The sequence below is a fragment of the Roseovarius confluentis genome (assembly GCF_002917925.1).
Lineage (GTDB): Bacteria > Pseudomonadota > Alphaproteobacteria > Rhodobacterales > Rhodobacteraceae > Roseovarius > Roseovarius confluentis.
Genome location: NZ_PPFE01000002.1, coordinates 209,252 through 231,764 on the forward strand (window position 1 = coordinate 209,252; position 22,513 = coordinate 231,764).

Sequence of the window (22,513 nt, forward strand, 5' to 3'; positions counted from 1 at the left end):
ATGGCGAAACTTGGAAAACGTACCCGCGCCGCCCGCGAAGCCTTTGCGGACAAGATTAACGTGACGGTCGAAGAGGCTGTCGCCCTGGTCAAGAACCACGCCAGCGCGAAATTCGACGAGACCGTCGAGATCGCCGTGAACCTGGGTGTGAACCCGCGCCACGCCGACCAGATGGTCCGTGGCGTCGTCGGCCTGCCGAACGGCACCGGCAAGGACGTGCGTGTTGCCGTCTTCGCCCGTGGCGCGAAGGCTGACGAGGCGCAGGAAGCCGGGGCCGATATCGTCGGCGCCGAGGACCTGATGGAAACCATCCAGGGCGGCGAGATCAACTTTGACCGCTGCATCGCGACCCCGGACATGATGCCCATCGTGGGCCGTCTGGGCAAGGTGCTGGGCCCGCGCAACCTGATGCCGAACCCCAAGGTCGGCACGGTGACGATGGACGTGGCCGACGCCGTGAAAGCCGCCAAGGGCGGTGAAGTGCAGTTCAAGGTCGAGAAGGCCGGTGTGGTGCACGCAGGGATCGGCAAGGCGTCGTTCGACGAAGGCAAGCTGGTCGAGAACGTCCGCGCCTTTATCGACGCGGTGCAAAAGGCGAAACCCGCCGGCGCGAAAGGCACCTACATGAAGAAGGTGGCGCTGAGCTCGACCATGGGTCCGGGCGTCAGCATCGCGATCGAAAGCGCCGTGACCGAGTAAGCGCACACGTTTCGAGATTGAAAAGGCCCCCGAGAGTTTCGGGGGCCTTTTTCGTTGGGAGCAGGGTGGTCAGCCAGATGCACTGCCCTTGCCGGGCCAGCTTTCTTCCGGCGCGTCATGCTCATCCAGGCGTTTCCGTCGGGTGCTTTCAAGCGCCGCGACGAGCGCCTCGGTGCCGTTGCTGCCGGGCTTCCACTCGAACGGGGTCACGTCGCCGATGGCGGCCGTGACGTTCATCGGCCTGCCATCGTTGAAATGCGAATCGACGCGCTGGAGGATGGCTTGCAATCTCTGGCCGATCTGGTCGAAGCCGGATCGCCATCCGTCCTCGACCACGCAGAGGAATTCGCCATTTCCGGTATATGCGACCAAAAACTGGTGCCCGTCGAGCAGAACCGAAATCGCTTCGCTGATATCGGTTACGAGGCATTCGAATTCGTAGGCGGTGCACCGGGCGTGAAGGTCGGCGATATCGTTGATGCCGATGGCGAAGGCGGCCGAACCGAAAACCTTCTTGCGGGCCATGACGGCGACGTAATTTTGCAACGCGCGATGATCGATCACGCCGTCGATGTCTTGCGGATGGAACGGTACGTCCAGGGGCAGGGGGTCGTCGCCTCCCGCCGCAACGGTTTCGGCGTTTGGCGGAGTCGTGTCGGTCGACGGCATTTCGGACTTGGCGACAAGGTTTTCGATCTGGGCGATCCTTTGGCGCAGTTCGTCGATGTCGAAGGGCTTGGGGATAAAGTCGCTCGCGCCAGCCGCGAAGGCCTGATCGAGCGATGCCTTGTCTGACATCGCGGTCAGCATGACGATCGGTGTCAGTTGGTGGTCGGGGCGGTCCCGCAGGATGTGGCATAGATCTATGCCGTTGGTTCCGGGCATCTGGATGTCGACGAGAAAGCAGTCGATCGGCTGACCGTCCGGGTCGGCCACCACGCCGAGCGCGTCGACCACGCAGGGGGCCTTGGACAGGGTGTGCCTGCCGTCCTGCGTGATCAGAAGTTCCAGCAGGTCGAGGATGGCCGGTTCGTCATCTACTGCGAGCAGGTGCATGTCGTGCCTCATATCAAGCGTTTGCTCCCGGGCAATCGGCGCACCGGGAGCACTGGTACAATCAGAAGGAGAAAGAAGGCGCGAGCGAGGCAGGAAATCGTTAATATTTCAACGCCTGCTTTTCTCGGTACGGGTCGGAGGCCCGGGTGGCGCGGCGTTTTCGGATCGAGACTTGCGCGTCGGGCGCGGGCGTGTCAGAGTGTCGCCCACGCTGCATGAGATCGTATCCGGCCGCGCAAGTTTGCCTGTCGTGGCAGGCGATGAATTTCCCCCTTGGCATTTGCCGCCATGCGGCATAAACACCGGCCTTGCGCGTATGGCTCGATTCGTCGGGCCATTTGCTTTTCGTCCGAGACGGTGGGTGACCGGGATATGCCGGTCATAAATCCTGCCTGAGACGGGAAAGACCAGAATTCTCGAGGTTCTCCTTGGTATCAAGGCGTGCCCCGGCTGGCTCAGCCCCGTTAGCGGACCCTTTGCCGGGTCGTGAGTGGCCCGGTGGTACTGAGCCGGGGGACACCCCCAAATTTGGAGTGAAACTGTGGATAGAGCCCAGAAAGAGAAAGTGGTCGACGAACTCGGCCAGATCTTCGAAAGCTCTGGCGTCGTTGTGGTTGCCCACTACGAAGGCCTTACAGTTGCGGAGATGCAAGACCTGCGCGCCCGTGCGCGCGAGGCCGAAGCATCTGTTCGCGTTGCCAAGAACAGGCTCGCAAAGATCGCCCTTGAGGGCAAGCCGTGCGCAAGCATTGCGGATTACCTCTCGGGCATGACCGTGCTCACCTTTTCCGAAGACCCCGTGGCAGCAGCCAAGGTCGCGGAAGGTTTCGCCAAGGACAACAAGAAGTTTGAAATCCTTGGTGGCGCCATGGGTGAGACGGCCCTGGACCGGGCCGGTGTCGAAGCCACGTCGAAACTGCCGTCGCGCGAGGAGCTTATCTCCACCATCGCCGGCATGCTTGGCGCACCCGCTTCGAACATCGCCGGTGCGATCGGCGCACCTGCAAGCAACATCGCGAGCATCCTTTCGACCATCGAAGAGAAGGCGGAAGCAGCGTAAGCAACTGCAAGTCCTGCGTACGGGTTGCAATACCGACGTTGGAACACATCTTAGAACGGAAAGAGCTGAAAAATGGCTGATCTGAAAAAACTTGCTGAAGAGATCGTTGGTCTGACGCTTCTCGAAGCACAAGAACTGAAAACCATCCTGAAAGACGAGTACGGCATCGAGCCCGCTTCCGGCGGCGCTGTCATGATGGCGGGCCCGGCGGATGCAGGCGGCGGCGACGCGGCCGAAGAGCAAACCGAATTCGACGTCATCCTGAAGTCGGCCGGCGCCTCCAAGATCAACGTGATCAAGGAAGTCCGCGCCATCACCGGCCTGGGCCTCAAGGAAGCGAAAGACCTGGTCGAAGCCGGCGGCAAAGCCGTCAAGGAAGGCGTCGACAAGGCCGAAGCAGACGACATCAAGGGCAAGCTGGAAGCAGCTGGCGCCGAAGTCGAACTCAAGTGATCCCGGCGTCGGCGGGATTATCCCGGACCTGATCCGGGATCTCTCGCCGATGTGACGACGTCCCGGATCAAATCCGCGGCGGGATCGTATGAAAACAGGCTGGACCGGGCAAAATCCCGGTCCAGCCGAACCTGTCTCAGAGAGGGCCTTGCGCCGCGCCACGACATGTTCGGGCGAGACCCTCTCTCAGGCGAGGTTCAACGATCGGGTGGCCCCTTGTGGGATTGGGGCCAAGAATGGATCGTTCCCGCCTCTCTCGGGTGGCTCTGCCGCTGTGGCCCGACAGCGTGCAGGACCGGTGAGAAATGAAAGGTGACTTGTCACATGGCGCAAAGCTTCCTTGGCCAGAAACGTCTTCGTAAATATTATGGCAAAATCCGTGAAGTTCTGGAGATGCCGAACCTCATCGAGGTGCAGAAATCCTCGTATGATCTTTTCCTGAAATCCGGCGACCAGCCCGAGCCCATGGACGGCGAAGGCATCAAGGGCGTCTTTCAGTCGGTGTTCCCGATCAAGGATTTCAACGAGACCGCGGTTCTCGAATTTGTCGATTACGAGCTGGAAAAGCCGAAATACGACGTCGAGGAGTGCATGCAGCGCGACATGACGTATAGCGCCCCGTTGAAGGTGACGCTGCGGCTGATCGTGTTCGACGTGGACGAGGACACCGGCGCCAAGTCCGTGAAGGACATCAAGGAACAGGACGTCTTCATGGGCGACATGCCCCTGATGACGCCCAACGGTACCTTCGTGGTCAACGGAACCGAGCGCGTGATCGTTTCCCAGATGCACCGTTCGCCCGGTGTGTTCTTCGACCATGACAAGGGCAAGACGCACTCGTCCGGCAAACTGCTGTTCGCCTGCCGCATCATTCCCTACCGCGGCAGCTGGCTGGACTTCGAGTTCGACGCCAAGGACATCGTGTTCGCCCGGATCGACCGCCGCCGCAAACTGCCTGTGACCACGCTCCTCTATGCGCTGGGGCTGGACCAGGAAGACATCATGACGGCCTATTACGATACGGTCGATTACAAGCTGAAGAAGAAAAAGGGCTGGGCCACCAAGTTCTTCCCCGAGCGCGTGCGCGGCACGCGTCCGACCTATGACCTTGTCGACGCCAAGTCCGGAGAAGTGATTGCCGAGGCGGGCAAGAAGGTCACGCCGCGCGCGGTCAAGAAGCTGATCGACGAAGGCGAAGTCACCGAACTGCTGGTGCCTTACGAGCAGATCGCGGGCAAGTTCGTGGCGCGCGACATCCTCAACGAGGAAACCGGCGCGATCTATGTCGAAGCCGGGGACGAGCTGACGATCGAGCGCGACAAGGATGGCGAGATCATCGGCGGCACCGTGCAGGAGCTGATCGAGGCGGGCATCACCGATATCCCGGTGCTGGACATCGACAACATCAATGTTGGTCCGTACATGCGCAATACCATGGCGCAGGACAAGAACATGAACCGCGAAACCGCGCTCATGGATATCTACCGCGTCATGCGCCCGGGCGAGCCGCCCACCGAGGAAGCCGCAAGCGCGCTCTTCGACACGCTGTTCTTCGATTCCGAGCGCTATGACCTGAGCGCCGTGGGCCGGGTGAAGATGAACATGCGGCTGAACCTCGACAAGCCGGACACGCAGCGCACGCTGGACCGGTCGGACATCGTGGCCTGCGTCAAGGCGCTGGTGGAACTGCGCGACGGCAAGGGTGACATCGACGATATCGACCACCTTGGCAACCGCCGGGTCCGCTCGGTCGGTGAGCTGATGGAAAACCAGTATCGCGTCGGCCTTCTGCGGATGGAACGCGCGATCAAGGAACGCATGTCGTCGGTCGAGATCGACACGGTGATGCCGCAGGACCTGATCAACGCGAAGCCTGCTGCCGCTGCCGTGCGCGAGTTCTTCGGCTCGTCGCAGCTCAGCCAGTTCATGGACCAGACCAACCCGCTGTCGGAAGTGACGCACAAACGCCGCCTGTCGGCGCTTGGACCGGGCGGCTTGACCCGCGAGCGCGCGGGCTTCGAGGTGCGCGACGTGCACCCGACCCACTATGGCCGGATGTGCCCGATCGAGACGCCGGAAGGCCCGAACATCGGTCTCATCAACAGCCTTGCCACGTTTGCGCGGGTCAACAAGTACGGTTTCATCGAAACGCCTTACCGCAAGGTCGAAGGCGGGCAGGTGACCGACGACGTGACCTACATGTCGGCGACCGAGGAAATGCGGCACACCGTGGCGCAGGCCAACGCGACGCTGGATGACAGCGGCAAGTTCGTCAACGAGATGGTCAACACGCGGCAATCCGGCGAATACATGCTGGCCCCGGTGGATCACGTGGACCTGATCGACGTCAGCCCGAAACAGCTGGTGTCGGTCGCGGCCTCGCTGATCCCGTTCCTGGAAAACGACGACGCCAACCGCGCCCTGATGGGGTCGAACATGCAACGGCAGGCGGTTCCCACGCTACGCTCTGAGGCGCCGCTGGTCGGCACCGGGATCGAGGGTGTCGTGGCCCGCGACTCGGGCGCGTCGGTTCTGGCGCGTCGTGCCGGTGTGATCGACCAGGTGGACGCAAGCCGGATCGTGATCCGGGCCACCGAGGATCTGGAGATCGGCGACCCGGGCGTGGACATTTACCGGATGCGGAAGTTCCAGCGCTCGAACCAGAACACCTGTATCAACCAGCAGCCGCTGGTGAAGGTGGGCGACACGGTGCAGAAGGGCGAAGTTGTCGCCGACGGGCCGTCGACCGACCTGGGTGAACTGGCGCTGGGCAAGAACGTGCTGGTCGCGTTCATGCCGTGGAACGGCTACAACTTCGAAGACTCGATCCTGATCTCCGAGCGGATCGCACGGGATGACGTGTTCACCTCGATCCATATCGAGGAATTCGAAGTGGCCGCCCGCGACACCAAGCTGGGACCGGAAGAGATCACCCGCGACATCCCGAACGTCGGCGAGGAAGCCCTGCGCAACCTCGACGAGGCGGGCATCGTCTATATCGGCGCCGACGTGGAGCCAGGCGATATCCTTGTGGGTAAGATCACGCCGAAGGGTGAAAGCCCGATGACGCCGGAGGAAAAACTGCTCCGCGCCATCTTTGGTGAGAAGGCGTCTGACGTGCGCGACACCTCGCTGCGCGTGAAGCCGGGCGACTACGGCACGGTCGTGGAAGTGCGCGTCTTCAACCGTCACGGCGTCGAAAAAGACGAGCGTGCGCTGCAGATCGAGCGTGAAGAGGTCGAGCGCCTGGCGCGCGACCGCGACGACGAGCTGGCGATCCTGGATCGCAACATCTATGCCCGTCTGAAATCGCTGATCCTCGGCAAGACCGCCGTGAAAGGCCCCAAGGGCGTCAAGGCGAACTCGGAAATCACCGAGGAATTGCTGGAAACGCTGAGCCGTGGCCAATGGTGGCAGCTTGCGCTGAAGGACGAGAAGGACGCGCAGATCGTCGAGGCCCTGAACGAGCAGTACGAGGCGCAGAAACGCACTCTCGATGCCCGTTTCGAGGACAAGGTCGAGAAGGTGCGCCGGGGCGACGACCTGCCGCCGGGCGTGATGAAGATGGTCAAGGTCTTCATCGCCGTGAAGCGCAAGCTTCAGCCGGGCGACAAGATGGCCGGCCGTCACGGCAACAAGGGCGTGATCTCCAAGGTCGTACCGATGGAAGACATGCCGTTCCTGTCGGACGGCACGCCGGTCGATTTCTGCCTCAACCCGTTGGGTGTGCCGTCGCGGATGAACGTCGGTCAGATTCTTGAGACCCATATGGGCTGGGCCGCGCGCGGCCTTGGCATCAAGATCGACGAGGCGCTGCAGGACTATCGCCGCACCGGTGACCTGACGCCTGTGCGCGAAGCGATGCACCACGCCTATGGTGACGATGTCTATGACGAGGGCATCGCCAACATGGACGAGGCGGCGCTGATCGAGGCGGCGGGCAACGTGACGCGCGGTGTTCCGATCGCGACGCCGGTCTTCGACGGCGCGAAGGAGCCTGACGTCAACGACGCGCTGAAGCGGGCCGGTTTCGACGAAAGCGGTCAGTCGGTCCTGTTCGACGGGCGCACGGGCGAGCAGTTTGCACGTCCCGTGACCGTGGGCGTCAAGTACCTGCTGAAGCTGCACCACCTGGTGGACGACAAGATCCACGCGCGCTCGACCGGGCCGTACAGCCTGGTGACCCAGCAACCGCTGGGCGGCAAGGCGCAGTTCGGTGGCCAGCGTTTCGGGGAAATGGAGGTCTGGGCGCTGGAAGCGTACGGCGCCGCCTACACCCTGCAGGAGATGCTGACCGTCAAGTCGGACGACGTGGCAGGCCGGACCAAGGTCTACGAGTCGATCGTCAAGGGCGAGGACAACTTCGAGGCCGGCGTGCCGGAGAGCTTCAACGTTCTCGTGAAGGAAGTCCGTGGCCTGGGCCTGAATATGGAGCTGTTGGACGCGGAGGATGACGAGGAAGACCCGTCTTCCGACATCGCGGCGGAATAACGTGGGTTGTCACCCACCCTACGGGCCAATCGTAGGGTGGGTGAAACCCTCGCGTCGTCCCTCCTACGCTCCTCTTTTTTAGGAATTCGAAATGAACCAAGAACTGACAAACAACCCGTTCAACCCCGCCGCACCGGCGAAGGTGTTCGACGAAATCAAGGTGTCGCTGGCCAGCCCGGAACGCATCCTGTCTTGGTCGTATGGCGAGATCAAGAAGCCGGAAACCATCAACTACCGCACGTTCAAGCCCGAGCGTGACGGCCTGTTCTGTGCGCGTATCTTCGGCCCGATCAAGGACTACGAGTGCCTGTGCGGCAAATACAAGCGCATGAAGTATCGCGGCGTCGTCTGCGAAAAATGCGGCGTGGAAGTCACGCTGCAGAAGGTCCGCCGCGAGCGGATGGGTCATATCGAACTGGCGGCTCCTTGCGCGCATATCTGGTTCCTGAAGTCGCTGCCCAGCCGCATCGGCCTGATGCTGGATATGACGCTGCGCGATCTGGAACGCGTGCTCTACTTCGAGAACTACGTGGTGATCGAGCCGGGCCTGACGGACCTGACCTATGGCCAGATGCTGACGGAAGAGGAATTCATGGATGCGCAGGACGCGTATGGCATGGATGCCTTCACAGCCAATATCGGCGCCGAGGCGATCCGCGACATGCTGGCGAATATCGACCTTGAATCCGAGGCCGAGAACCTGCGCGCCGACCTGGCCGAGGCCACGGGCGAGCTGAAGCCGAAGAAGATCATCAAGCGTCTGAAAGTCGTCGAGAGCTTCATCGAGTCCGGCAACCGTCCGGAATGGATGGTTATGACGGTCATTCCGGTCATTCCGCCGGAACTGCGCCCGCTGGTGCCGCTGGACGGTGGCCGGTTCGCGACGTCGGACCTGAACGACCTGTATCGCCGGGTGATCAACCGGAACAACCGCCTGAAGCGGCTGATCGAGCTTCGTGCGCCCGATATCATCGTGCGTAACGAAAAGCGGATGCTTCAGGAATCCGTCGATGCTCTGTTTGACAATGGCCGTCGTGGCCGTGTGATCACCGGCGCCAACAAGCGTCCGCTGAAATCTTTGTCGGACATGCTGAAAGGCAAGCAGGGCCGCTTCCGCCAGAACCTTCTGGGCAAGCGCGTCGACTTCTCGGGCCGGTCGGTCATCGTGACCGGGCCGGAACTGAAGCTGCACCAGTGCGGCCTGCCCAAGAAGATGGCGCTCGAGCTGTTCAAGCCGTTCATCTATTCGCGTCTGGAGGCCAAGGGCCTGTCGAGCACCGTGAAGCAGGCCAAGAAGCTGGTGGAAAAAGAGCGCCCCGAAGTCTGGGACATCCTGGACGAGGTGATCCGCGAGCACCCGGTCATGCTGAACCGTGCGCCGACGCTGCACCGCCTGGGCATCCAGGCGTTCGAGCCCACGCTGATCGAAGGCAAGGCGATCCAGCTTCACCCGCTGGTCTGCTCGGCCTTCAACGCCGACTTCGACGGTGACCAGATGGCCGTGCACGTGCCGCTGAGCCTTGAGGCACAGCTGGAAGCGCGGGTTCTGATGATGTCGACGAACAACGTTCTGTCGCCCGCCAACGGCGCGCCGATCATCGTGCCGTCGCAGGACATGGTCCTGGGGCTCTACTATACCTCGATCATGCGCGAAGGCATGAAGGGCGAAGGCATGAGCTTTGCCTCGGTCGACGAGGTGCAGCACGCGCTGGATTCCGGCGAGGTGCACCTGCACGCCAAGATCAACGCACGTCTGCCCCAGATCGATGAGACCGGGCAGGAGGTGATCCAACGCTTCGAGACCACGCCGGGCCGGGTACGTATCGGGGGCTTGCTGCCGATGAACGCCAAGGCGCCGTTCGAGCTGGTCAACAAGCTGCTGCGCAAGAAAGAGGTGCAGCAGGTCATCGACACCGTCTATCGCTATTGCGGTCAGAAAGAGTCGGTCATCTTCTGTGACCAGATCATGAGCATGGGCTTCAAGGAAGCGTTCCGCGCCGGCATCTCGTTCGGCAAGGACGACATGGTGATCCCTGACGGCAAGTGGGGCATCGTGGAAGAAACCCGTGAGCAGGTCAAAGGCTTTGAACAGCAGTACATGGACGGTCTGATCACCCAGGGCGAGAAGTACAACAAGGTGGTCGACGCCTGGTCGAAATGTAACGACCAGGTCACCGAGGCGATGATGGGCTCCATCTCGGCCGAGGTGAAGGACGAAAGTGGCGCCGTCGCGGAACCCAACAGCGTCTACATGATGGCGCACTCGGGTGCTCGTGGCTCGGTCACGCAGATGAAACAGCTGGGCGGCATGCGCGGCCTGATGGCCAAGCCGAACGGCGACATCATCGAGACGCCGATCATCTCGAACTTCAAGGAAGGTCTGACCGTTCTTGAATACTTCAACTCGACTCACGGCGCGCGGAAAGGTCTGTCTGACACCGCGTTGAAGACGGCGAACTCGGGTTACCTGACCCGGCGTCTGGTGGACGTGGCGCAGGATTGCATCGTGCGCGAGCATGATTGCGGTACCGACCGCGCGATCACTGCGGAACCTGCCGTCAACGACGGTGAGATCGTGGCGTCGCTGGCAGAACGTGTGCTGGGCCGTGTCGCGGCCGAGGACATCGTGAACCCGGTGTCGGGCGAAGTGATCGTGGCCGAAGGCCAGCTGATTGACGAACGTCTGTCGGACGCTGTCGACCAGGCCGCCGTGCAGACCGCACGTATCCGCAGCCCGCTGACCTGCGAGGCCGAAGATGGCGTCTGTGCGATGTGCTATGGTCGTGACCTGGCGCGCGGTACGATGGTGAACACCGGCGAGGCCGTGGGCATCATCGCGGCGCAGTCGATCGGTGAGCCGGGCACGCAGCTGACGATGCGGACCTTCCACATCGGCGGCGTCGCTCAGGGTGGTCAGCAATCCTTCCTGGAGGCCAGCCAAGGCGGCAAGATCGCGTTCGAGAACGCCCAGACACTGGAAAACTCCAGCGGCGAGACGCTGGTCATGGGCCGCAACATGAAAGTGTTGATCAAGGGCGAGAAGGATGTCGAACTGGCCAGCCACAAGGTTGGCTATGGCACCAAGCTGTTCGTCAAGGACGGCGACAGCGTGGCACGTGGCGACAAGCTGTTCGAGTGGGATCCCTATACCCTGCCGATCCTGGCCGAGAAGAGCGGTACGGCGAAGTTCGTCGACCTGACCGTGGGTGTGTCGGTGCGTGACGTGACCGATGATGCCACCGGCATGACGCAGAAGATCGTGTCCGACTGGCGTGCAGCGCCCAAGGGCAACGAGCTGAAGCCCGAGATCCTGATCGCCGACAAGGATGGCGAGCCGGTCCGCAATGACGCGGGTAACCCGGTGACCTATCCGATGTCGGTGGATGCGATCCTGTCCATCGAAGAAGGTCAGGAAGTGCATGCGGGTGACGTGGTTGCGCGTATTCCGCGGGAAGGCGCCAAGACCAAGGACATCACCGGTGGTCTGCCGCGTGTGGCCGAGCTTTTCGAGGCGCGCCGCCCCAAGGACCACGCCATCATCGCCGAAATCGACGGCTACGTTCGCTATGGGCGCGACTACAAGAACAAGCGCCGTATCAGCATCGAGCCTGCCGACGAGTCGATGGAGCCGGTCGAGTACATGGTGCCCAAGGGCAAGCACATTCCGGTTCAGGAAGGTGACTATGTCCAGAAGGGTGACTACATCATGGACGGCAACCCGGCGCCGCATGACATCCTGTCAATCATGGGTGTCGAGGCGCTCGCCGATTACATGATCGACGAGGTTCAGGACGTCTATCGCCTGCAGGGTGTGAAGATCAACGACAAGCACATCGAGGTTGTCGTGCGCCAGATGCTGCAGAAGTGGGAGATCCAGGATTCAGGTGAAACCACGCTTCTGAAGGGCGAGCATGTCGACAAGGCAGAGTTCGACGCGGCCAACGAGAAGGCGCTTGCCCGTGGCAAGCGCCCGGCGCAGGGTGAGCCGATCCTTCTGGGGATCACCAAGGCGTCGCTGCAGACCCGCAGCTTCATCTCGGCGGCCTCGTTCCAGGAGACGACGCGGGTTCTGACCGAAGCCTCGGTTCAGGGCAAGCGCGACAAGCTGGTGGGCCTGAAGGAAAACGTCATCGTGGGTCGTCTGATCCCGGCCGGTACCGGCGGTGCGACGCTGAACATGCGCCAGATCGCGCAGCAGCGTGACAACGTGGTGATCGAGGCGCGTCGCGAGGAGGCCGAAGCGGCCGCCGCGCTGGCCGCCCCGGTGGACGACGTGGTCGGTGGCGACGAGTTCGACACGCTGGTCGAAACGCCGGAGAGCCGCGAGGACTGATCCGCGCAACAGAATTGAGAAAGGCCCCGTCACTGGCGGGGCCTTTTTCGTTTCAGGGATGCCGGTTGCTTCGTCGGGCTTTCAACCGTCATCGGTTTTCGACATGGTGACCGTGTGGGAGTCGCCATGACCGAAAATGATCTTTGCTATCTTTCCGCGAGGGATGTCCTGGCCCGGTTCAAGGCGCGCGACCTGTCGCCAGTTGCGTATCTGGAGGCGCTGATTGTCCGGACTGAGGCCGTAAATCCCGACCTGAACGCCTATACCGAAGCCTTTTTCGACGACGCGCTGGACGCGGCGCGCGGTGCCGAAACTGCTTATGCGAACGGCAAGGCCCGCGCACTAGAAGGCCTACCAGTAGCGGTCAAGGATGCGCAGCGAGTGCAGGGACAACGCACCACGCAAGGGTCTTGGTCGATGGGGCACGAGGTCGAAACGCAGTCGGATCCGATGATCGAGCGCTTGTTGGCGGCGGGAGCGATCATCCCGGCCCGCACCACCACGCCGGAATTCTGCCTGTCGGGCGTCTGCCGGTCCGAGAGGTTCGGGGTGACACGCAACCCTTTCAACCTTGATTACAGCCCGGGCGGGTCTTCGGGCGGGTCGGCGGCGGCGCTGGCGGCGGGGATGGTACCGCTGGCCATGGGCACCGATATCGGCGGGTCGATCCGGATCCCGGCCAGCGCCTGCGGATTGGTGGGGTACAAGCCGCCGCACGGGCGCAATCCGGACGGGCCGCCGGCGAATTTCGACCGCTACAATCATTGCGGTTTCCTGAGCCGGAGCGTGACGGATTGCGCATTGGGGCAGAACATCGTTTCGGGCCCGCATCCACGGGATCACGACAGCCTGAGGGACCGCGTGGTGCTGCCGCTGGAAGGGCGCGGGCGACCGATGAAAATCGCATATTCGATGGATCTTGGATATGTCCCGATCGACGGCGACGTGCGGGACAACACGCTGGCGGCATTGGATGTTTTCCGGCAGGCGGGCTGTGACGTGACGCCGGTGGAGTTGGGTTGGGATCAACGCGTCGACCGCGCCGCGATGCAGTGGTACCTGGCAATGCATTTCGGGCGTGCACCACTTTGGGCGCTGGAGGAATACGGCGACCGGATGACGGATTACGCCATCGCCACCGCAGAGGCGGCGGCGCGGCTGGGGCCGGATGATGTGGCGCGATCCTGGGAGGCGCAGCATGAGATGTACCAGCGAATGGGTGCGATCCTCGACGCGGCGGACGTGTTCATCTGCCCGACCTTATCGGTGGGCTGCGTGCGGGCGGATCATGATCCGATAGGCCCCGGTTTCGAGGTCGCCGGGCAGGAGGTTGACCCGGAATACGGCTGGGTCCTGACGCATCAGTTCAACATGCTGCACAATTGCCCTGTCATGTCGGTGCCCACCGGGCAGGACCGGCACGGGGTGCCGACGGGGATGCAGATCGTGGGGCCCACCTTTGACGATGCGCGGGTTTTCGAGGCGGCTTATCTGTATGAAAAAATGGTGCCGGACCTGTTCCTGACCGGTGTCAAACGTCCCGGAGGGGTTGCGCAATGACGCCCGAGGATCTGGTTCTGACACCGAAGGGTGTGCGCTTCATGGGGCGCCGCTTTCCCTGCACGATCGGGCGTGGCGGGCTGTCCCGCGACAAGCGCGAGGGGGACGGCGCGACACCAGTGGGCACGCACCGGATCGTCGGGATGCTCTATCGTCCCGACCGGATGGCAAGGCCCGCGGACTGGGCGGTGCCGATCCGGCCCGGTGATTTGTGGTCGGATGATCCCGGGCACGAGGATTACAACCTCATGGTTTCAAGACCTTACCCACATTCGCACGAGGTGTTGCGGCGGTGCGATCCGCTTTATGACATGGTGATCGTCACCGACTGGAACTGGCCGCGGGCAGAGCGCGGCAAGGGGTCTTGCATCTTTCTGCATCGCTGGCGTCGGCCGGGGTTTCCGACGGCGGGATGCGTGGCGTTCCGGCCGGATCACCTGCGCTGGATCGCGGGAAGGATTACCTTGGGGACGCGGCTGGTCGTGCCGGGGTGACGCCGCGAAACGCATGTCGGTATCGCGTCGGTATCCGGGTGGCAACGCGTCGGTGCCATCGGCGCGGCAATTTCCTTTGAAAGGAAATTGTCAAAAGTCTTTGAAAGACTTTTGGTCCCGGCGTTACTCCGGGTATTCGCGGCGTGCCTTGGCGGTGCCGTGCGGGAGGGCGCCCCAGTCGAAGCTGAAGGTGAACTCGGCTCTGTCCATTCTGGTCTAAATCGCGACGGCGGTAGAAACGGACCCGAATAGGCCCACGAAACTGTCTTGGGTCCAGGTGACGGATTGCAGCAAAGGTCAGGTCAGGACAGGGGTCGTAACCTGCGTTTAGTCGTAGTCGCGTTCGCCAAAAATTGCGCTGCCGACGCGGACATGCGTGGCGCCAAGCGCGATGGCGCGCTCGAAATCGCCGCTCATGCCCATCGACAGACCCGAAAGCCCGTTGCGTTCGGCGATCTTGGCCAAGAGGCTGAAATGCAGGCTGGGTTCCTCGTCGACGGGGGGAATGCACATGAGCCCTTCGAGCGGCAGATTGAGCACACGACAGTCGGCGATGAATGCGTCCGCATCGGCGGGCAGGATACCGGCCTTCTGGTCCTCTTCGCCGGTGTTGACCTGGATGAAGAGGCCGGGGCAGTGGCCTTCCTCCTGCGCCAGGCGCGCGATGGTCTTGGCCAGCTTGGGCCGGTCTACGGAATGGATCGTGTCGAACAGATCGAACGCCTGCCGTGCCTTGTTGGTCTGAAGCGGGCCGATGAGGTGTAGCTCGACACCTTCATACCGTTCCTTGAAATCCGGCCATTTCCCGGCCGCTTCCTGAACGCGGTTTTCGCCGAAAATGCGGTGGCCTTCGTCCAGCACGGCAGTGATCCGTTCGTTCGGCTGGACCTTGGAAACGGCGATCAGTTCAACCGATCCGGGGTTGCGCCCGGCGTCTTTTTCTGCGGTCGCGATGCGGGCTTGGATGTCATGCAGACTCATCATGGGATTCCGGGTGATTTCGGCTGCCCGCTTAGTGCCACAGGTGCGGCGCTTGCGCAAATCCGCACGCCCGTGGACCACAGTTGCGATCCATTCGGTCACTGGACCGGGAAACAACCTTGCCGATGTTGGTATGGTTGGATAATGAAGGGAAAACTGGAACGGGTGGTGGAATGTTCAAATCCCCTTTGAAAAGCGCGGTTGTGCTGTTGGCGAGTGTGGGGCTTCTGGCCTCTTGCAGTGCGTTCAGGAATGGCAAGCTGGATCCCGAGGCCTACCGCGTAGAAGGCGGGCCGAACCAGACACCGACGTCCGCGACCGGGGGCACCAGCCTGTTCGATGCGTTCAAGAGCGACGGCTCTGCCGGTATTCGGGTGAACCGTTTCCTGTGGACCGCTTCGCTGGAGGTTCTGGACTTCCTTCCGGTGCAAAGCGCGGACCCGTTCACCGGCGTGATTTCGACCGGCTACGGCAGACCGCCGGGCGGCGGGCGCGCCTATCGCGCGACCGTCCTGATCAGCGATCCGGCGCTGGATGCGCGCGCGCTGAACGTGGCGTTGCAATCGCAGAGCGGCCCGGTTGCGGCGGGCACGCAGCGCGCCATCGAGGACGCGATCCTGACCCGCGCGCGGCAATTGCGGACGCAGGCAGGCCGGTTCTGATCCGGCATCTGCGCGCCCGTCAGACGGGCGCGTTATCCATGACAGCCGAAATCCAGCGGAGCTGACGCGGCAGGCAGATCGTGTGCAGATCGTACTTGTCGCGCATCAGGTGCCGCGCGGCTGCACCCAGTCTGCCACGCGCGGTTTCGTCGTCGAGCAGGGCGCAGACCTCGTCCACCAGAGCTTCGCCGTCGAAGAAATCCACCAGTCGGCCGGTCTCGTCGTGGCGAATCACCTCGCGCACCGGCGCGGTGCCGCTGGCGATGATGGCCGCGCCGCAGGACATCGCCTCCAGCAGCGACCAGCTGAGCACGAATGGGTAGGTGAGGTAGACATGCACGCGGCTGACCTGCAAAAGGCGCAGGAACTGGTCGTAAGGAATGCGCCCGAGGAAGTGAACGCGGGCGAAATCGGCGTCCGGGATCTGGCCGCGTACCTCGTCGAGGAAGATCTGCTTCCACGTCTGGCCCTTGGGCGGCGCGGCGCCGTAGCTGACCTCGTCTCCGCCGACGATCAGCACCTTTGCATTGGGACGTTCGCGCAGGATGCGCGGCAGGGCGCGCATGAAGATGTGGTAGCCGCGATAGGGCTCCAGGTTGCGGTTGACGAAAGTGATGACCTCGTCGGCGCGCGTGACGTCGACCTGGCCGTCGATGACAAGGCGCACATCCGGCATGGGGCAGGCATTGAGCGTGTCGATGCCGTCATGCGACACGGTGATCTTGTCGCGAAACTCTGCCGGGAACGTGTCAGCCTGAAAGCGTGTGGGGCTGATGCCGGCATCCGCGAACGGGAAATGCAGGTGATTGTTGAGGTTCTTGAGGCGGATGCGCAGAGATTGCGGCCCGGGGTCGCCCTTGGCAAACTCGGGGTCGAAGTTGAGATGGGTGTCGTCGGCGAGGTGATAGAGTTCGCAATAGATCGCCAGGCGCGCCTGGGGCCAGACGTCGCGCAGGAACATCGATTCGCCCCAGCCGGGGTGGGCGAGGATGAGATCCGGCTCGAACCCTTTTTCCTTGAGCTGCCGCGCGGCGCGGTAGCACGCGTCGCCGCGGGTGACCTTGGTATCGAGGTCGACCAGCCAGGGGTGCAGGCGTTGGCCGTCGCGCTTGGGCAGCTTGTACGGCAGGATGCGGACGCCGTTCCAGTTGGCGGGTTTGTCGACCTTGAGTGTCAGCGCCACGCATTGGTGCCCGCGCGAGGCCAGAAGCGGCGCAAGGTGTTTGTACTGGCCGGGAAAATTCTGATGGATGAAGAGGATTTTCATGCAAATGCCTGCGCGTTTTTCCGGCTTATAGCTGCGGGGCGGAATTTTGCAAAATTCCGCGTCGGAAAATTTGAATTTTCCGGTCCGATTTCTTGCAAGAAACAGGTGGCGTTCGATTTTTGCCTGCTGCGCACTGGACCCTGCGGGCGCGGGGCCCTATCACGCTTTGGAGTTTGAGAAACGAGGGGCCGATCGGGTCATGTCGCGTTATTCCGCCGCTGATATCGAAGCAAGATGGCAAAAGGCCTGGGACGAGGCCGGGATTTTCCGGGCCGCGCGGTCGCAGGAGAAGCCGAAATACTACGTGCTGGAGATGTTCCCCTATCCCTCGGGGCGCATCCACATGGGGCACGTGCGCAACTATACAATGGGCGACGTGATCGCGCGCTACAAGCTGGCGACCGGGCACAGCGTGCTGCACCCGATGGGATGGGACGCCTTCGGGATGCCCGCCGAGAACGCCGCGATGGCGAGCGGGGGGCATCCCAAGGACTGGACCTATGGCAACATCGCCGACATGCGCGGGCAGATGAAGCCATTGGGCCTCAGCCTTGACTGGAGCCGGGAGTTCGCCACTTGTGACCCGGAATACTATGGCCAGCAGCAGGCGCTGTTCCTGGATTTCCTGGAAAAGGGGCTGGTTTACCGCAAGAACGCGGTCGTGAACTGGGACCCGGTGGACATGACCGTGCTGGCCAACGAGCAGGTGATCGACGGCAAGGGCTGGCGGTCTGGTGTCGAGGTCGAGAAGCGTGAGCTGACGCAATGGTTCTTCAAGATCTCCGATTTTTCGGGCGAGTTGCTCGAGGCGCTGGACGGGCTGGAGAACTGGCCCGCGAAGGTGCGGCTGATGCAGGAGAACTGGATCGGCAAGTCGCGCGGCATCGAGATTCCGTTCGCGCGGACGGATGCGGGCGACCCGATCATCTGTTACTCGACCCGGCCCGACACGATGCGCGGGGCGAGTTTCATCGCGATTTCGCCGGAGCATCCGGTGAGCCGTGAGCTGGCGAAGGACAATCCGGAACTGGCGGCGTTCATTGCCGAGACGCGCAAGATGGACACCACAGAGGCCGCGATGGAGAAGGCCGAGAAGAAGGGCATCGACACCGGGATCACGGTGCGTCATCCGGTCTGGCCCGACAAGGAACTGCCCGTCTGGGTCGGGAATTTCGTGTTGATGGATTATGGCACCGGCGCGGTCTTCGGCTGTCCGGCGCATGACCAGCGGGACCTTGATTTCGCGCGCAAGTATGGGCTTGAGGTGCGCAATGCCTTTTACCTGCCCGGGCAGGAAAAGGATGTCGAGACCGAGGCGCTGGTGCCCGCCAAGACCGAGACGGTGGTGTATATCGACCATTTCGCAGGTGTGGGTGAGGCCACCAGCCAGGAAGGCATCGACGCCACGATCGACTGGTTCGAGGAAAACGGGCTTGGCACGGGGCAGGTGAAGTACCGCCTGCGCGACTGGGGGCTGAGCCGCCAGCGGTATTGGGGCTGTCCCATTCCGGTTGTGCATTGCGAGGCCTGCGGCGTGGTGCCGGAGAAGAAAGCAAACCTGCCGGTCGAGCTGCCCTATGATGAGGGTGGCACGCCGATTGATTTTTCGATTCCGGGCAACCCGCTGGACCGGCATCCGACGTGGCGGGAGTGCAAATGCCCGAGCTGCGGCGCGGATGCGCGGCGCGAGACGGACACGATGGACACGTTCGTGGACAGCAGCTGGTATTTCGCGCGGTTCACGGCCCCGGATGCGGACACGCCGACGCGGATGGAGGATGCCGAGTACTGGATGAACGTGGACCAGTATATCGGCGGCATCGAGCACGCGATCCTGCACCTGCTGTATAGCCGGTTCTTCGCGCGGGCGATGCATATCTGCGGGCACCTGCCGGAAAAGGCGATCGAGCCGTTTGACGCGCTGTTCACGCAAGGGATGGTGACGCACGAGATCTACCAGACGAAGGACGCCAACGGCCGCCCGGTCTATCACCTGCCGGAGGACGTGACCGACGGCAAGCTGGCCGATGGCACCGAGGTTCAGATCATCCCCTCGGCCAAGATGTCGAAGTCGAAGAAGAATGTGGTCGACCCTGTCAACATCATCGAGGCCTTCGGTGCCGACACCGCGCGCTGGTTCGTGCTGTCGGATAGCCCGCCGGAGCGAGACGTGGAATGGACCGCCGCCGGGGCCGAGGCGACTTACAAACACCTGGCGCGGGTGTACCGGATCGTGTCGGAGATTGCCGGGGATACCAGCCCGGCCAATGCGTCCGAGGATGAGGCACTGGCAAAAGAAATGCACCGGGCGATTCATGACGTGACGGGCGGCGTGGAAAGCTTTGGCTTCAACGCGGCGATTGCCAAGCTTTACGGCTTTACCAATACGCTGGCCAAGTCCGGCGCGGGTGCGGAGGCGAAGAAGGAAGCGGCGAAAGTTCTGGCGCAGCTGATGTCGCCGATGACGCCGCACCTGTCCGAAGAGCTTTGGTCCGCGCTGGGCGGCGAGGGGCTGGTGGCGCAGGCGCCGTGGCCGGTGGCCGACGAGGCGATGCTGACCGATGACAACGTGACCCTGCCGATCCAGATCAACGGCAAGCGCCGGGCCGAGATCAGCGTGCCCAAGGACATGGACAAGGCAGAGGTTGAAAAAATTGCTCTGTCGCACGAAGCTGTGGCAAGGTCGCTGGATGGGGCCCAGCCCAAGAAGGTCATCGTCGTCCCCGGGCGGATCGTGAATGTCGTCGTTTAACCGTCGTTTCGTGTTGCTGGGCCTGCCCGCCGGGCTGGCCGCCTGCGGCTTTGCGCCAGCTTATGGCCCGGGGGGTGCGGCGCAGGGGTTGCAGGATGCCGTTCTGGTGGATGCGCCGGACAGTCGGCCGGGCTATCTGCTGACCCGCCACATCGAGGAACGGCTGGGGCGCGGCGAGCGGCAGGTTTACGGGCTGGGCTATTCAATCAATCTGACGGAAGAGGCCGTGGCGATCTCGCGCAGCAACGTGACGACTCGCTATAACCTGCTGGGCAACGTGAAATACGCGCTGCGCGATCTTCGCAGCAATGCGGTCGTCCTGAGCGGGCAGGCGGACAGCTTTACCTCGTACTCGGCCTCGGGCACCACCGTGGCGACGCAGGCGGCGCAGCGCGATGCCGAGGCGCGGCTGATGGTGATCCTGGCGGACCAGATCCTGAACCGGCTGACGGCCGAGGCCGGCAAGCTGCCGGCATGAAGCTGTCGCCCCGCGATGCGCCGGCCTATTTCGCACGGCCCGATCCCGACAAGACCGGCCTGCTGATTTATGGCACCGACGCGATGCGCGTGGCGCTGAAGCGGCAGGAGGTGATTGCGGCCCTTATCGGACCGCAGGGCGAGGAAGAGATGCGGCTGACGCGTATCCCGGCGGGCGATTTGCGCAAGGACCCGGCGATGCTGATGGATGCCGTCAAGGCGCAGGGGTTCTTTCCCGGCCCGCGCGTGGCCTTTGTCGAGGACGCCAACGAGACCGTGGCGCCGGTGGTGACGGCGGCGCTGGAGGATTGGCAGCCGGGGGATGCGCAGGTGGTGGTGACCGCCGGGAGCCTGAAGGCGACATCGAAGCTGCGCAAGCTGTTCGAGGGGCACAGGAACGCCTATGCGGCAGCCATCTATGACGAGCCGCCGGGCCGGGCCGAGATCGAGGCGATCCTGTCGAAGGCGGGTTTGCGGGATATCCCGCGCGAGGCGATGGCGGACCTGAATGCGCTGGCCCGCGCGCTGGACCCGGGCGATTTCCGCCAGACGATGGACAAGCTGGCGCTGTACAAGCGGGGCGATGACACGCCCTTGAGCGCCGCAGACATCGCCGCCTGTGCGCCGGTGTCGGTCGAGGCGGATCTGGATGACGTGCTGCATCTTGTGGCCGAGGCCAAGCCGGGCGAGATCGGGCCGGTGATGAAGCGGCTGCGGGCGCAGGGGGTGCAGCCGGTCGGCCTGTGCATGGCGGCGAACCGTCATTTCCGAACGCTGTTCGCGGCGGCCAGCGATCCGGGTGGGCCGGGGCAGGGCATCGCGCGGGTGCGCCCGCCGGTCTTTGGCCCCCGGCGTGACCGGATGCAACGGCAGGCGGCGCATTGGGGCGCGGCCAAGCTTGAAGAGGCGCTGGGCGTGCTGACCGACACGGACCTGCGCCTGCGCTCGGCGGGGCAGACGGCGCCGGACATGGCGCTGGTGGAGCGCGCGCTTATCCGGCTGGCGACGCTGGCGCAGCGGTAGGTTGGTTCAGGAGATCTCTGCGAACATGGCCAGCGTTTCGGCCTCGGTCATGCGCTTGTGGTCGCCCGCCAGCGCGTAGGCGTCGGGCTTGCGGTCGATGAAGATTTCCTCGGACAGGCTGATGCCGGAGGGATCGTCCAGAAGGCCAAGACCCACATGCATATCACCCTGCATCGGGCCCGGTGCGGTGACGCGGTAGAAGAGGTTCGTACCGCAGGTGGCACAAAAGCAGCGCTCGGCCCAGTCGGACGAGGTGTAGGCGGTGATGTTGTCCGCGCCGGTGATCGTGGCATCGCCTGCCTTGACGTGCAGTCCCAGGTAGACGCCGCCGGACCATTTGCGGCACATCCCGCAATGGCAGGCGCCGGTCGCGTCGGGGGCGTTGGCGATGTCGAGGGTCACGGCACCGCAAAGGCAGGTTCCGGATTTGTGCATGATGGGTCTCCACTCCAGGCTGGGGCAAGATAGGCGATCAGTATGACAGCAAATGTCAGCAGTGGAGTGGAATTTCGTTGCGCAGAGCCTGAACGCGGGCGAGCGTGAGGCAACATACGAGGGAGACGCGAGATGTACGAAGTGATCGGATCGAAGGCCAGCCGGGCGTTCCGCGTGCTGTGGATGCTGGAGGAGTTGGGCGTCGATTACGACCACACGCCTGCCGGGCCGCGCAGCGCCGAGGCGGTGGCGGCGAACCCGTCGGGCAAGATCCCCGCGTTGCGGGTGGACGGGGCGGTCGTGACCGAGTCGGTGGCGATCATGACGTATCTGGCCGACCGGCACGGGGCGCTGACCCATCCGGCGGGCACGCTGGAGCGGGCGCGGCAGGATGCGCTGACGCACCAGATCCTCGATGACGTTGATTGCAGCCTGTGGATGGCGGCGCGGCATACGTTTGTCCTGCCCGAGGACAAGCGGGTGGCGGCGGTCAAGGATACGCTGAAATGGGAGTACGCGGCCAATATCGCGCGACTGTCCGAGGCACTGGAGGGACCGTTTTTGATGGGCGGGGAGATGACGGTGCCGGATATTCTGCTGGTACACTGTTTGCGCTGGGCGGAGATCGCGAAGTTTCCCGGCCCCGGCGAGCTGCTTGGGGCGTATCGGGCGCGGCTGGAAGCGCGTGAGGCGTTCCGCAAGGTTTCGGAGATGGGGTAAGAGAGCGGCCGGTTCGAGTGGTGGGTTTCACCCACCCTACGGGCCGTGGA

The 22,513-nt window shown here is 63.2% G+C and carries 17 protein-coding genes; 13 read left to right on the forward strand and 4 right to left on the reverse strand.

The genetic code is table 11. The features are described from left to right. Positions 1–699, forward strand: coding sequence for a 50S ribosomal protein L1 (rplA, locus tag C2I35_RS05870; protein ID WP_103762102.1), 699 nt, complete (start codon positions 1–3; stop codon positions 697–699). A 69-nt stretch (positions 700–768) separates the two neighbouring features. Here rplA and C2I35_RS05875 read toward each other — a convergent pair whose 3' ends face one another. Next, positions 769–1,755, reverse strand: coding sequence for a response regulator transcription factor (locus C2I35_RS05875; RefSeq protein ID WP_170067132.1), 987 nt, complete (start codon positions 1,753–1,755; stop codon positions 769–771). Positions 1,756–2,296: 541 nt separating this feature from the next. On the opposite strand from C2I35_RS05875, the gene rplJ reads away from it, so the two are divergent. The 6 genes from rplJ to C2I35_RS05905 all read left to right on the forward strand — a co-directional run bounded on the left by rplJ (position 2,297) and on the right by C2I35_RS05905 (position 14,146). Beyond that, a complete protein-coding gene (gene rplJ / locus C2I35_RS05880) occupies positions 2,297–2,815 on the forward strand; it encodes a 50S ribosomal protein L10 (RefSeq protein WP_103762104.1) in 519 nt (172 codons plus the stop codon). A gap of 72 nt (positions 2,816–2,887) precedes the next feature. Next, positions 2,888–3,268, forward strand: coding sequence for a 50S ribosomal protein L7/L12 (gene rplL / locus C2I35_RS05885; protein WP_103762105.1), 381 nt, complete (start codon positions 2,888–2,890; stop codon positions 3,266–3,268). A gap of 324 nt (positions 3,269–3,592) precedes the next feature. Next, the gene (gene rpoB / locus C2I35_RS05890; RefSeq protein ID WP_103762106.1) at positions 3,593–7,759 is read left to right on the forward strand and encodes a DNA-directed RNA polymerase subunit beta; all 4,167 of its coding nucleotides are present in this window, start codon (positions 3,593–3,595) and stop codon (positions 7,757–7,759) included. Positions 7,760–7,850: 91 nt separating this feature from the next. After that, positions 7,851–12,092, forward strand: coding sequence for a DNA-directed RNA polymerase subunit beta' (gene rpoC, locus C2I35_RS05895; protein WP_103762107.1), 4,242 nt, complete (start codon positions 7,851–7,853; stop codon positions 12,090–12,092). Positions 12,093–12,218: 126 nt separating this feature from the next. After that, on the forward strand, positions 12,219–13,652 hold the full coding sequence (locus tag C2I35_RS05900; RefSeq protein ID WP_103762108.1) for an amidase: 1,434 nt from the start codon (positions 12,219–12,221) through the stop codon (positions 13,650–13,652). Continuing rightward, positions 13,649–14,146: a L,D-transpeptidase family protein gene (locus C2I35_RS05905; RefSeq protein ID WP_103762109.1), complete on the forward strand. Its 498-nt coding sequence runs from the start codon at positions 13,649–13,651 to the stop codon at positions 14,144–14,146. The genes C2I35_RS05900 and C2I35_RS05905 overlap by 4 nt, the downstream gene beginning before the upstream one ends. A gap of 327 nt (positions 14,147–14,473) precedes the next feature. On the opposite strand, the gene C2I35_RS05910 is transcribed toward C2I35_RS05905, so the two are convergent. Next, positions 14,474–15,127: a YggS family pyridoxal phosphate-dependent enzyme gene (locus C2I35_RS05910; protein ID WP_103762491.1), complete on the reverse strand. Its 654-nt coding sequence runs from the start codon at positions 15,125–15,127 to the stop codon at positions 14,474–14,476. A gap of 173 nt (positions 15,128–15,300) precedes the next feature. Here C2I35_RS05910 and C2I35_RS05915 point away from each other — a divergent pair, with 173 nt between their 5' ends. After that, positions 15,301–15,789: a DUF3576 domain-containing protein gene (locus C2I35_RS05915; protein ID WP_103762110.1), complete on the forward strand. Its 489-nt coding sequence runs from the start codon at positions 15,301–15,303 to the stop codon at positions 15,787–15,789. Between the two features lie 19 nt (positions 15,790–15,808). Here C2I35_RS05915 and C2I35_RS05920 read toward each other — a convergent pair whose 3' ends face one another. Then, a complete protein-coding gene (locus C2I35_RS05920; RefSeq protein WP_103762111.1) occupies positions 15,809–17,056 on the reverse strand; it encodes a glycosyltransferase in 1,248 nt (415 codons plus the stop codon). Here C2I35_RS05920 and C2I35_RS21815 point away from each other — a divergent pair. From C2I35_RS21815 to holA, 4 genes are read left to right on the forward strand one after another with little or no spacing between them, the layout of a single operon-like run. Further along, on the forward strand, positions 17,036–17,233 hold the full coding sequence (locus C2I35_RS21815; protein WP_146049976.1) for a hypothetical protein: 198 nt from the start codon (positions 17,036–17,038) through the stop codon (positions 17,231–17,233). The two genes, C2I35_RS05920 and C2I35_RS21815, sit on opposite strands and share 21 nt — an antisense overlap. 22 nt (positions 17,234–17,255) lie before the next feature. Continuing rightward, a complete protein-coding gene (leuS, locus tag C2I35_RS05925; protein ID WP_103762112.1) occupies positions 17,256–19,808 on the forward strand; it encodes a leucine--tRNA ligase in 2,553 nt (850 codons plus the stop codon). After that, positions 19,795–20,286 (forward strand): LPS assembly lipoprotein LptE, encoded by a 492-nt coding sequence (lptE, locus tag C2I35_RS05930; protein WP_103762113.1) that lies wholly within the window; start codon positions 19,795–19,797, stop codon positions 20,284–20,286. The genes leuS and lptE overlap by 14 nt, the downstream gene beginning before the upstream one ends. Further along, positions 20,283–21,308 (forward strand): DNA polymerase III subunit delta, encoded by a 1,026-nt coding sequence (gene holA / locus C2I35_RS05935; protein ID WP_103762114.1) that lies wholly within the window; start codon positions 20,283–20,285, stop codon positions 21,306–21,308. The genes lptE and holA overlap by 4 nt, the downstream gene beginning before the upstream one ends. A 6-nt stretch (positions 21,309–21,314) precedes the next feature. Here the strand turns inward: holA and C2I35_RS05940 are convergent, their stop codons facing one another. Beyond that, a complete protein-coding gene (locus tag C2I35_RS05940) occupies positions 21,315–21,743 on the reverse strand; it encodes a GFA family protein (RefSeq protein WP_103762115.1) in 429 nt (142 codons plus the stop codon). 132 nt (positions 21,744–21,875) lie between these two features. Between C2I35_RS05940 and C2I35_RS05945 the strand changes: the two genes are divergently transcribed. Beyond that, complete coding sequence (locus C2I35_RS05945; protein ID WP_103762116.1) at positions 21,876–22,463, forward strand: glutathione S-transferase family protein; 588 nt, start codon at positions 21,876–21,878, stop codon at positions 22,461–22,463. Positions 22,464–22,513: the final 50 nt, after the last annotated feature.